This window comes from Streptomyces sp. NPDC002809 (assembly GCF_040295435.1).
GTDB lineage: Bacteria > Actinomycetota > Actinomycetes > Streptomycetales > Streptomycetaceae > Streptomyces.
Window position 1 is genome coordinate 1 of sequence record NZ_JBEOVJ010000143.1, and the last position, 9709, is coordinate 9709.

Genomic DNA, 9709 nt, shown 5'->3' on the forward strand with positions numbered 1-9709 from the left:
GAAGCTTCAAGGAAGCTTCCGGGCCGTCGGTCCGGGGTGGGCGATACTGGGTTCGAACCAGTGACCTCTTCGGTGTGAACGAAGCGCTCTCCCACTGAGCTAATCGCCCGGGCGCAGGCCAAACTTTACCCCATGTCAGCGGCGCCCCCCGACCACCTCCGGGTCACTCGTGGATCTTCCACGGCATGACGATTCCGAACTTCCACACGTAGATCCCCACCAGCACCGCGATGATCACGAGCCCGATCACGGTGAGGGCGATGTTGCGCCTCCGGACCTTGGGATCGAGCGCCCGCTGGGCGGCCTCGGTGACCTTCCGCCGCGTCCAGCGCAGCACCAGCTGGGCCCAGACGAACTCGGTCGCCCAGATCGCCATGCCGCCGAAGATCACCAGCCAGCCGGGACCCGGCAGCGGCAGCATGACGATGCCCGCCGCCACCACGGCCAGGCCGACCACGAACACGCCGACCTGCCAGCTCAGGTGCAGCGTCCTGGACGCCTTGATGAACCCGGGCGCCCTGGAGCCGAGCTCCCGGTCCTCCTTCGTCACACCCTCCGTGACGTCCCCCGTCACGCTCTCACGCACTTCCCCCGTCGCGGGCGCCGGATCCGCCGATGCGGCGGCCTCGTCCCGCTCGTCACTCTCCGCATTCATGGGGGCCAACCTACCGGAACGCCCCTCGTCACCGGAATGGCCGCATAACCCAAAGTTACACACCGCTGTACGAGCTACCTGAAGGATCACAAAACGGTCAGAGGGGTTTACAACGCCACCGTAGGTGGCATGTCGATTTCGCCGACGTGCGAATCCCCGAGCGCACACTGAGCGAAAGGCCCTGGCGCTTATGAACACCACGGTCAGCTGCGAGCTGCACCTGCGCCTCGTTGTGTCGAGCGAGTCCTCACTGCCTGTACCCGCGGGCCTGCGGTATGACACGGCCGATCCGTATGCCGTGCACGCCACCTTCCACACCGGAGCGGAGGAGACGGTCGAGTGGGTTTTCGCCCGCGACCTCCTTGCCGAGGGGCTGCACAGGCCCACCGGCACCGGAGACGTCCGCGTCTGGCCATCCCGAAGTCACGGCCAGGGCGTCGTCTGTATCGCACTGAGCTCCCCAGAGGGCGAAGCCCTGCTGGAGGCCCCTGCGCGAGCCCTGGAGTCGTTCCTGAAAAGGACCGACGCCGCGGTTCCGCCGGGGACCGAGCATCGTCACTTCGATCTCGATACGGAGCTCTCACACATCCTGGCCGAGAGCTGAGCCAGGCCGAGAACCGCACGGCGCCGTCGACTCGGGGAGACGGCGCCGCACGGACAACCTCATACGGCTGACACCGGCGCCGCCACCACGGAATCCACCGTGGTGGCGGCGCCGGTCCGCGTTCCCCCGCACACCCGCGGGCCCGGCCGCCCCCACCGGGGCCCTCGCGTGCCCGCCAGGCGCCCGCGGCACCCCGCTCCCCTCCCGGACGGCCGACAGGTGCACCCAGGGGCCCCAGAGGCCCCTCGCGCCCCTGGGCGTCGGAGGTGAGCCAGTAGAGTCAGCCGCCATCGGCGCGCGTCCCGCCCGCCGTAGGCCAGGGAGCGGAAGCGTGCTGATCCCCCACGACACCCGGATCGCCCTCGAAACGGTGGTCGATCTGGTGAACACCGCGCCGGAGAGCGAGCGGCCCGAAGCCGGCTCCCCCGTCGACGGGCTCGCCGACATCGAGGCGCTGTACGCGTTCGCCGGACGCCACCGCGTGAGCGGGGTGAACAGGCTCGACGACAAGGACCTCCGCGCCGTACGCGCCGTACGGGCACGGTTCGCCGACGTCTTCGCCGCGGCCGACGCACAGGTCGCCGCCTCGCTCGTCAACGCGCTCGTGGCCGCCGCGGGCACCACGCCGCAGCTCAGCAACCACGACGGCTACGACTGGCACGTGCACTACTTCGCGCCGGACGCCTCGCTCGCCGACCATCTGGCGGCCGACTGCGGCATGGCTCTCGCGTTCATCATCGTGGCGGGCGAGACGGAGCGGCTGCGGCGCTGCGAGGCGCCGGACTGCCGGCACGCCTTCGTCGATCTCTCGCGCAACCGCTCCCGTCGCTACTGCTCAAGCCGCACCTGCGGTAACCGCTTGCACGTCGCCGCGTACCGGGCGCGCCGCAGGGAAGCGGCCGGCTGACGGCTCACAGCACGAAGAGATCGTGCAACGCGGCCATCAGCAGCAGGCCGCCGATCACCGTGAGGAAGATCATCAGAGGGGGCTGGGAAAGCGCGAAGAGGCAGCCACGCGGCTCTTCGGCGGGGGGTGCGGGGGCATCGCCCCGGGAGGTGTCCACCATCTCGGGACGATCATGACGCAGACCGGCCCCCATGGGCGGCCAACATGCTTTTTGATGGCGGGAGTTCACCCGCCGTAGGGCGCGCCGAATCGCTCCGGCGTCCGATCACCCGTCAGGCTTTCGGAACTCCGCTCCCCTTCAGCCCTTCAGGACTCCGCCCCCGCACCCCGGCCCGTGGTCCGGCCCCGTCAGCCCAGGTCGCGCAGCATGCGCAACTGCACCGCGCGATGGGCCGACGCACCACCCTCGTGGCCGTTCCAGGGGTAGACCTCGATCTCCTTGGGGCCTGCCCAGTTGTTGTAGGCGGCGAAGACCGTGGACGGCGGGCAGATGGGGTCCATGAGGGCCACGGAGTACAGCACCGGAATGTCCGCCCGGGCGGCGAAGCTGATGCCGTCGAAGTAGGAAAGGGTCCGGAACACCTGGTCGGCACGGCCGTGCTGGGTGGCCAGGAAGCGCACTATCTCCTGGTACGGGTCCTTGTCGGTGATCTCGACGGCCCGCCGGTAGTGCGTCAGGAACGGTACGTCGACGAGCGCGGCCTTGACGTGCGGGCTCAGTCCCGCCACCGCCTGGGCGATGCCGCCGCCCTGGCTGCCGCCGTGCACGACGATCCGGTCCGGGTCGACGGACGGGTGGGCGCGGGCGACCTCGACGGCGCGCACCGCATCGGTGAACACCCGGCGGTAGTAGTACTCGTCGGGGTCGAGGATGCCGCGGGTCATGAATCCGGGCGACTGCGGGTTGGCGCCGCCGTGCGGGTCGGCGGTGGAGCCCGCCGAGTGGCTGTTGACGGCACCCTGGCCTCGGGTGTCCACGACCAGGGTGGCCCAGCCGGCGGCGGGCCAGACCAGGTGGTCGAGAGGCAGTCCGCGCCCGCTGCCGTAGCCGAGGTACTGGATGACGGTCGGCAACGGACCCTCGGCTCCGACGGGCACGTTCAGCCAGGCACGTATGCGGTGGCCGCCCCAGCCGGCAAACGACACGTCCTGGACCTCCACGTTGCTGAACGCGGCGTCGTAAGAACTGAATTCGGCGTCCAGCGGGTGCGCACCGGCCTCGTCGAGGGTGCGCCGCCAGAAGGCGTCGAAGTCGTCGGGTTCACCGGACTCCGGCCGGTAGGTGCGGAGTTGGTCCAAGGGCAGGTCGAACAGGGACACGGCGTCTCCATTTCGGGCATGCGGAAGGGAACAGCGGAGGACAGACGGGGGAAGGTTCGGGTAGGGAACGGCGGATGACGGTTCCGGGCGGGGGCCGGGCGGCAGAGCTCAGCGGGGAGTGGAGCTCGATGCGCGCACGACGAGTTCCGGCTGGAGCACGACGCTGCGGTGCTCGTGGGTTCCGTCCTCGTCGTCCGCCTCCTCCAGCAGGAGTTCGGCGGCCATCCGCCCCATCACGACCGCGGGCTGGCGGACCGAGGTGAGTGGTACGGCAGCGGCGGCGGCGAATTCGATGTCGTCGTATCCGACGATGGCGATGTCCTGCGGCACCCGTACCCCCGCCGCGTACAGGGCCTGGAGCACGCCCAGGGCGAGCAGGTCGTTCGCGCAGAACACGGCGGTGGGGCGCGGGACCAGGCCGAGCAGCCGGGCCCCGGCGTCACGGCCCGCCGCCACGTCCAGACGGTCGGAGGGGATCTCGACGAGGGCCTCGGGCGGGAGCCCGGCCTCGGCGAGGGCGGACAACGCGCCCTGGCGGCGGTCCCTGATCTGGTGCAGGTCGCCGGGTCCGCTGACGTACGCCACCGAGCGGTGCCCGGCCGAGATCAGATGGCCGACGGCCAGGGTGCCGCCCCGCACGTCGTCGACCGACACGGCGCAGGTCCCCGTACCGGATGCCACCCGGTCCACCAGAACGTAGGGAATCCGGTGGCGGGCGAAGGATTCGAGGTTGCGGCCGGTCGCGTCGGCCGGGGTGACCAGTACGCCGCATACGCGCTGTTCGGCGAAGAGACCGAGGTATTCGGCCTCCTCCGCGGGGCTCTGGCCGCTGTTGCAGACCATGACGCCGAGTCCTGCCTGCCGGGCGGCGCGTTCGGCGCCGCGGGCCACGTCGACGAAGAAGGGGTTGCCCATGTCCAGGACGAGGAGCGCCATGATCCGGCTGCGGCCGGCCCTGAGCTGGCGGGCCGACTCGCTGCGGACGTATCCGAGCTCCTCGATGGCGGCCAGCACCCGGGCCCGGGTCTCGGGCAGCACCGCCTCGGGGCGGTTGATCACATTGGAGACCGTGCCCACGGAGACCCCGGCCTGCCGGGCCACATCCTTGATCCCTGCCACACGTGCCACTAGTCCTGCCCCACTGCCCCGGCCGCGCTCGTCAAGCGGCGTCACCCCATCGTACGGACGGGTGTGAATGAATTGTTTCAATCCGGTCGGGACGCTAGCCCTCCGGCCGAACGCCGTCAAGGATCATGCCTGAATCGATTCAGGCGGGCGGGTTGCACTCGGTCTGGGAAGCGGGCCGGAGGCGGGCCTGCACGGGCCGGCTCTCAGATGCCGTGCTTCTTCAGGATGGCCTCGATGTCGCTGAAGTCGTCGCCCCGCCCCGCGGCGGCGGACTCCTTCTTCGGGTTCGGCTTCTGCCGCGGCTCGGCGGCCCGTACGCCCGCCCCCAGCGAGGGGACCGAGGCCGCCGGCGCCACCGCCTCACCCTGCCCGGCCCGGGCGGCCGCCTTGCGCTCCTTGCGGGTGCCCCCGCCGCGGCGCTCGATCGCGCGCGTGGTCATGAACAGCAGCCAGGCCACCCCCAGCACCCCGAAGCCGAGCCAGACGCTCGGCTTGAAGGCGATGTCCGACACCCACTCGACGACGCCGGTCAGCACCAGGCCGATCGGGACCAGGGAGTAGGCGGCGATCCTGGTCGCCGCGAGGAACCGCTTCCGGTACGCGGTGACGGCGGCGATACCCAGGCCCGCCGCGGACACCGCGGAGCAAATGGTCTCGGCAAGCATCGGTGCCTCCAGGCGCAGGGGAAACGTCCCTTCCATCCTGCACCGGAGACCGGGCGGGCGGCCACGCTCCGGGCCCGCATCAGGGACATTTCAGGGCCGGGATCCTCCCCAGGTGCCGTACGGCCACACCAGGGAAGGCTCCGATGCGCCGCCCGCCGCCCGCCGCCCGCCGCCCGCTCCACCCGATGCCGGTCGTGGCGCCCCCGCGCGTCCTGGGAGACTGGCCACATGAGCGATTCCACCCCCGCAGCACCGGTCGTCCTCGACGTCTGGTGCGAGCTGCAGTGCCCCGACTGCCACCAGGCCCTCACCGACGTGCACGCCCTGCGCGCCCGGTACGGCGGCCGGATCGACATCCGTTTCCGGCACTTCCCGCTGGAGAAGCACAAGCACGCCCACGCGGCGGCGCAGGCCTCCGAGGAAGCCGCGGCACAGGGCAAGGGCTGGCCGTACATCGAGGCGGTGCTCGCCCGCACCGCCGACCTCGGCCGTACCGGCGAGCCGCTGCTGGTCGAGGTGGCGGAGGAGCTGGGTCTGGACGCCGAGGAGTTCGACACGGCCCTGATCGACGGCCGGCACATGCTGATCGTCGACGCCGACCAGGCCGAGGGCAAGGCGATCGGGGTCACCGGCACGCCCACGTACGTGATCGGTGGCGAGCGGCTGGACGGCGGCAAGAGCCAGGAGGGACTGCGCGAGCGGATCGAGGCGATCGCCGACCGGCTGCTCGCCGAACAGGGCTGAGGAAGGAGAGCGGACCGCGCCGGGCTGCCCGCGACGCCGCGGCGCCGCCCGCCCGCCCGCCGGGGCAGTGGGACGAAGCGCCGCAGCCCGCCCGCCAGAGCGGTAGTTCGACGGCACGGCCCGCCCACCAGGCCGGAAGGCCGAAACGCCGCGCGGGAGCCCGAGCGGCCGGGTGACGGGTCAGAGCGGTTTGGCCAGGTTGTACCGGGTCGGCTCGTAGCCGAGCGACTCGTACAGCCGCAGGGCCGGGCTGTTGGCCGTGACGACGTGCAGGCCCAGCCGCGAGTCGCCGGCCGCGAGCACGAGGCGTTCGGCCTGGAGCATCAGCGCCCGGCCGTATCCCCGCCCCCGGAAGCGTTCGTCCACCTCGACATCGAAGACGTAGCCGACCACCTGGCCGGGGTGCATCTCGAACTGCGCCGCCACCCAGACCAACCCCACCCTCTCGCCCTCGTGGATGAGGTGATGCAGCTGCGCGCCCTCGGTGGCGAGGCCCTGCGGCAGATGCATGGCGTGCGAGGCGCGGGCCGCCTGCAGCGCCGCCTCCTGCGGGGTCCCGCGTGCCACCAGGCTCTCCGCGTACCCGGCGATCGCGCCGTCCTCCCAGGCCGCGTACTCCTCCGGCGTCATCGGACGGGCGGTCAGCCCGTCGGGCAGCGCCGGGGGCTCGGAGGCCAGCCGCTTGATCATGTTCCGGCTGCGTTCCGTGTAGCCGAGTGCGGCGGTCAGCCGTTGCCCCGCGATGTCGTCGGCGGCGACGTCGGTCCGCACCTGGGTGCAGCCCCAGGCCCGCAGCACCTCTTCGGCCGCGAGCGCGGCGATGGTGCCGCGGCCGCGCCGCCGGACCGACTCGTCGATCCGCAGGGAACGCAGCACTCCCGTCCCACCGGCCGGCCCGGGAGACTCGGCGGCGATCTCCACGGCACCGACCGGCCGCCCGTTGTCGCACACGTCGAACGCGCGGCTCTGTGCGCCGTCGGCGCCTGACTGGATCGGCCCGGACGGCCGGAGTGTCGTGGTCATCAGAAGGTTTCTATCCCCTGCGCCCGAGTCCGTCATCCGCTTTTGCGGGTCGGATCCGCGCTGCGGTCCGGGCCTCCCCGCGAGGCAGGGCCGGGCCCGGGTCCGAGCCCTTCCCCGGTCACGGGTCCAGATCGTCGGCGGCCCGCTCGTCGAAGACGCGCATCGCCTTGGCTGTCACCGGTCCGGGCCCGCCGGGCAACTCCCGGCCGTCGGCCCGGTGGACGGCCTGGATGTCGCGGAGGGTGGAGGTCAGGAAGATCTCCTCGGCCCGGTCCAGGACGTCGAAGGGCAGGTCCGTCTCCTGCGCCCCGGCCCACTCCACGGCCAGTGCGCGGGTGATCCCGGCCAAGCAGCCGGAGGCGACCGGCGGCGTGTACAGCTGTCCGTCGAGGACGACGAAGACATTGGAGCCGGTGCCCTCGCAGAGCTGCCCGACGGTGTTGGCGAACAGCGCCTCGGACGCGCCCTGCTCGTGAGCCCGGGCGAGAGCGACGACGTTCTCCGCGTACGAGGTGGTCTTGAGCCCGGTGAGCGCGCCGCGTTCGTTGCGCGTCCAGGGGACGGTGATGACCGCGGTCGTGTCCGGACGGCGCGTGACCTCGCCGAGCGCGACGACCAGTCCGGGGCCCGCGGTGCCTCGGTCGGAGCCGAGCGGCGAGATCCCGCCGGTGTACGTGATGCGGAGCCTGCCGAGTGCGGCCGGATTGGCCTCGATGACGGCGTCGCAGGCCCGGCGCACCTCGTCCAGGTCGGGCGCGGGCAGGCCGAGGCCCAGGGCGGAGCGGGTCAGCCGGTCGAGGTGGCGGGTGAGCGCGAACGGCCTGCCGTCGGCGGTCCTCACCGTCTCGAAGACGCCGTCGCCGACGGTCAGCCCGTGGTCGAGCACGGACACCCGGGCGTCATCGGCGGCCTTCAGTCCCCCGTTGACCCAGATCTTCATGGTGCGGTCCTTCCGGTTGCTTCGTATGCGCCCGACGCTACCGCGAGCAGCCTGGACGCCTTCAGTACGGTCTCGTCCCATTCGCGTTCCGGATCCGAGCCCCAGGTGATGCCGGCACCGGTGCCGAACCGCAGCACCGGGACGTCGCCCGCGCGGTCGGTCCAGAAGGTACGGATGCCCACGGCCAGCGAGGCGGTCGCCCGGTCGGCGTCCACCCAGCCGATGCCGCCGCAGTACGGGCCGCGCGGGGCGGTCTCCAGTTCCTCGATGATCCTCAGCGCGCTGGACTTGGGTGCCCCGGTCACCGAACCCGGCGGGAAGGCCGCGGCGAGCAGTTCCGGCCAGCCGGCGCCGTCGGCGAGCCGGCCGCGCACGGTGGAGACGAGGTGGACGAGGCCCGGGTGCTTCTCGACGACGCAGAGGCCGGGGACCGTGACCGATCCGGTGGCGCAGACCCTGCCCAGGTCGTTGCGGACCAGGTCGACGATCATCACGTTCTCGGCGTGGTCCTTCTCCAGCAGATCGGCCTCGGTGCGACCGGTGCCCTTGATCGGTCCGGACACGACCGTGCGGCCGTCCCTGCGCAGGAACAGTTCCGGCGAGGCGGTCGCGATCTCCACACCGTGACCGGGAAGCCGAATCGTTCCTGCGTACGGGGCCGGGTTGCCGCGCGCCAGCAGCGCGGTGAGGGCGTCCACGTCCGCCGCGTCGGGGTCGGGCAGCGGCGCCGTCATCACGCGGCAGAGGTTGGCCTGGTACACCTCGCCCGCTGCGATGTACGCGCGAATACGCCGCACCCCCGCCGTGTACGCGGCGCGGTCGAGCGACGACGTCCAGTCACCCGCGGCCGGGCCGCGCCAGGCGCCGCGCACCGGCGCGGGCACGGCCGCGGTCCGCACGGTGGCGAAGCGGGCACAGACGAGCCGGCCCTCGAAATCGGCCGACACCGCCCAGAAGCCGGACGAGTCGAGGGCTGCGGGATCACTGGTCACATCCTGCAGATCGGAGGCGACGAGGCCGCCGAAGCGGGCCATTGGGGCGAGGTCGTGCACGTCGGTGAGTCTAGGACGGCGCGCGGTGACCTGCGCCGAGGCGAGCGCACCTCAGCACGCTGCACAAACGCGTTTTTGTACTGGCCCCGGAATCCGCTAGAGTTCAACACGTCGCCGGGACACGCAAGTGAACCGGAACCGACAAGCGGACGTAGCTCAGTTGGTAGAGCGCAACCTTGCCAAGGTTGAGGTCGCCAGTTCGAACCTGGTCGTCCGCTCGCAGAAGGTGGGGGATCTTCCCGAACCCCCACCCCTGGTGGAGTGGCCGAGAGGCGAGGCAACGGCCTGCAAAGCCGTCTACACGGGTTCAAATCCCGTCTCCACCTCCAAGGACGATTAGCTCAGCGGGAGAGCACTTCCCTGACACGGAAGGGGTCACTGGTTCAATCCCAGTATCGTCCACTGGTCCGCAAGGACCCCCGCGCGATTAGCTCAGCGGGAGAGCGCTTCCCTGACACGGAAGAGGTCACTGGTTCAATCCCAGTATCGCGCACGCAGTACACGCAGGTTCGCCCTGCGCGATTAGCTCAGCGGGAGAGCGCTTCCCTGACACGGAAGAGGTCACTGGTTCAATCCCAGTATCGCGCACAGCCCGAAGCCCCGGTCGTCTCGACGACCGGGGCTTCGTCGTTGCCGCAGGTGCCCGTGTCGGGGGGGGGGCGCGGGGGGGT

At 71.4% G+C, this 9709-nt stretch carries 11 protein-coding genes and 6 tRNA genes; 8 read left to right on the forward strand and 9 right to left on the reverse strand.

All coding sequences use genetic code 11. The annotated features are described in order from the left end of the window. Nucleotides 1–37 precede the first annotated feature (37 nt). A tRNA-Val gene (locus ABT025_RS38520) sits at nt 38–109 on the reverse strand. A 54-nt stretch (nt 110–163) separates the two neighbouring features. Continuing rightward, on the reverse strand, nt 164–655 hold the full coding sequence (locus tag ABT025_RS38525; protein WP_351003402.1) for a TIGR02611 family protein: 492 nt from the start codon (nt 653–655) through the stop codon (nt 164–166). Between the two features lie 190 nt (nt 656–845). On the opposite strand from ABT025_RS38525, the gene ABT025_RS38530 reads away from it, so the two are divergent. Both ABT025_RS38530 and ABT025_RS38535 read left to right on the forward strand, forming a co-directional pair. Next, entirely contained in the window at nt 846–1259 is a 414-nt protein-coding gene (locus tag ABT025_RS38530; protein WP_003959770.1) for an SsgA family sporulation/cell division regulator, read from the forward strand. Between the two features lie 331 nt (nt 1260–1590). Beyond that, the gene (locus ABT025_RS38535; protein WP_351003404.1) at nt 1591–2166 is read left to right on the forward strand and encodes a CGNR zinc finger domain-containing protein; all 576 of its coding nucleotides are present in this window, start codon (nt 1591–1593) and stop codon (nt 2164–2166) included. Nucleotides 2167–2170: 4 nt separating this feature from the next. Here the strand turns inward: ABT025_RS38535 and ABT025_RS38540 are convergent, their stop codons facing one another. The 4 genes from ABT025_RS38540 to ABT025_RS38555 all read right to left on the reverse strand — a co-directional run bounded on the left by ABT025_RS38540 (nt 2171) and on the right by ABT025_RS38555 (nt 5279). Then, complete coding sequence (locus ABT025_RS38540; protein WP_164494018.1) at nt 2171–2326, reverse strand: hypothetical protein; 156 nt, start codon at nt 2324–2326, stop codon at nt 2171–2173. Between the two features lie 188 nt (nt 2327–2514). Further along, nucleotides 2515–3486: an acetylxylan esterase gene (locus tag ABT025_RS38545; protein ID WP_351003406.1), complete on the reverse strand. Its 972-nt coding sequence runs from the start codon at nt 3484–3486 to the stop codon at nt 2515–2517. A 108-nt stretch (nt 3487–3594) separates the two neighbouring features. Next, nucleotides 3595–4614 (reverse strand): LacI family DNA-binding transcriptional regulator, encoded by a 1020-nt coding sequence (locus ABT025_RS38550; RefSeq protein ID WP_351003408.1) that lies wholly within the window; start codon nt 4612–4614, stop codon nt 3595–3597. A 203-nt stretch (nt 4615–4817) separates the two neighbouring features. Further along, nucleotides 4818–5279 (reverse strand): hypothetical protein, encoded by a 462-nt coding sequence (locus ABT025_RS38555; RefSeq protein WP_351003410.1) that lies wholly within the window; start codon nt 5277–5279, stop codon nt 4818–4820. 228 nt (nt 5280–5507) lie between these two features. Between ABT025_RS38555 and ABT025_RS38560 the strand changes: the two genes are divergently transcribed. Further along, nucleotides 5508–6023: a DsbA family protein gene (locus tag ABT025_RS38560; protein ID WP_351003411.1), complete on the forward strand. Its 516-nt coding sequence runs from the start codon at nt 5508–5510 to the stop codon at nt 6021–6023. Nucleotides 6024–6203: 180 nt separating this feature from the next. On the opposite strand, the gene ABT025_RS38565 is transcribed toward ABT025_RS38560, so the two are convergent. The 3 genes from ABT025_RS38565 to ABT025_RS38575 all read right to left on the reverse strand — a co-directional run bounded on the left by ABT025_RS38565 (nt 6204) and on the right by ABT025_RS38575 (nt 9020). Next, a complete protein-coding gene (locus tag ABT025_RS38565; protein ID WP_351003413.1) occupies nt 6204–7046 on the reverse strand; it encodes a GNAT family N-acetyltransferase in 843 nt (280 codons plus the stop codon). A gap of 118 nt (nt 7047–7164) precedes the next feature. Then, complete coding sequence (locus ABT025_RS38570; protein WP_351003415.1) at nt 7165–7986, reverse strand: aminotransferase class IV; 822 nt, start codon at nt 7984–7986, stop codon at nt 7165–7167. After that, entirely contained in the window at nt 7983–9020 is a 1038-nt protein-coding gene (locus ABT025_RS38575; RefSeq protein ID WP_351003416.1) for a chorismate-binding protein, read from the reverse strand. The genes ABT025_RS38570 and ABT025_RS38575 overlap by 4 nt, the downstream gene beginning before the upstream one ends. A 163-nt stretch (nt 9021–9183) precedes the next feature. On the opposite strand from ABT025_RS38575, the gene ABT025_RS38580 reads away from it, so the two are divergent. From ABT025_RS38580 to ABT025_RS38600, 5 genes are all read left to right on the forward strand, one after another. Continuing rightward, nucleotides 9184–9256: transfer RNA gene (locus tag ABT025_RS38580), tRNA-Gly, on the forward strand. Between the two features lie 37 nt (nt 9257–9293). Further along, a tRNA-Cys gene (locus ABT025_RS38585) sits at nt 9294–9367 on the forward strand. Nucleotide 9368: 1 nt separating this feature from the next. After that, nucleotides 9369–9440 (forward strand) — tRNA-Val (locus ABT025_RS38590). Between the two features lie 19 nt (nt 9441–9459). Further along, nucleotides 9460–9531, forward strand: a tRNA-Val gene (locus tag ABT025_RS38595). A 23-nt stretch (nt 9532–9554) separates the two neighbouring features. Next, a tRNA-Val gene (locus ABT025_RS38600) sits at nt 9555–9626 on the forward strand. Nucleotides 9627–9709: the final 83 nt, after the last annotated feature.

Coding starts and splice junctions, on each gene's coding strand:
- ABT025_RS38525 (WP_351003402.1), bottom strand. CDS start 655: ATGAATGCGGAGAGTGACGAGCGGGACGAGGCCGCCGCATCGGCGGAT.
- ABT025_RS38530 (WP_003959770.1), top strand. CDS start 846: ATGAACACCACGGTCAGCTGCGAGCTGCACCTGCGCCTCGTTGTGTCG.
- ABT025_RS38540 (WP_164494018.1), bottom strand. CDS start 2,326: ATGGTGGACACCTCCCGGGGCGATGCCCCCGCACCCCCCGCCGAAGAG.
- ABT025_RS38555 (WP_351003410.1), bottom strand. CDS start 5,279: ATGCTTGCCGAGACCATTTGCTCCGCGGTGTCCGCGGCGGGCCTGGGT.
- ABT025_RS38560 (WP_351003411.1), top strand. CDS start 5,508: ATGAGCGATTCCACCCCCGCAGCACCGGTCGTCCTCGACGTCTGGTGC.
- ABT025_RS38565 (WP_351003413.1), bottom strand. CDS start 7,046: ATGACCACGACACTCCGGCCGTCCGGGCCGATCCAGTCAGGCGCCGAC.
- ABT025_RS38570 (WP_351003415.1), bottom strand. CDS start 7,986: ATGAAGATCTGGGTCAACGGGGGACTGAAGGCCGCCGATGACGCCCGG.
- ABT025_RS38575 (WP_351003416.1), bottom strand. CDS start 9,020: ATGGCCCGCTTCGGCGGCCTCGTCGCCTCCGATCTGCAGGATGTGACC.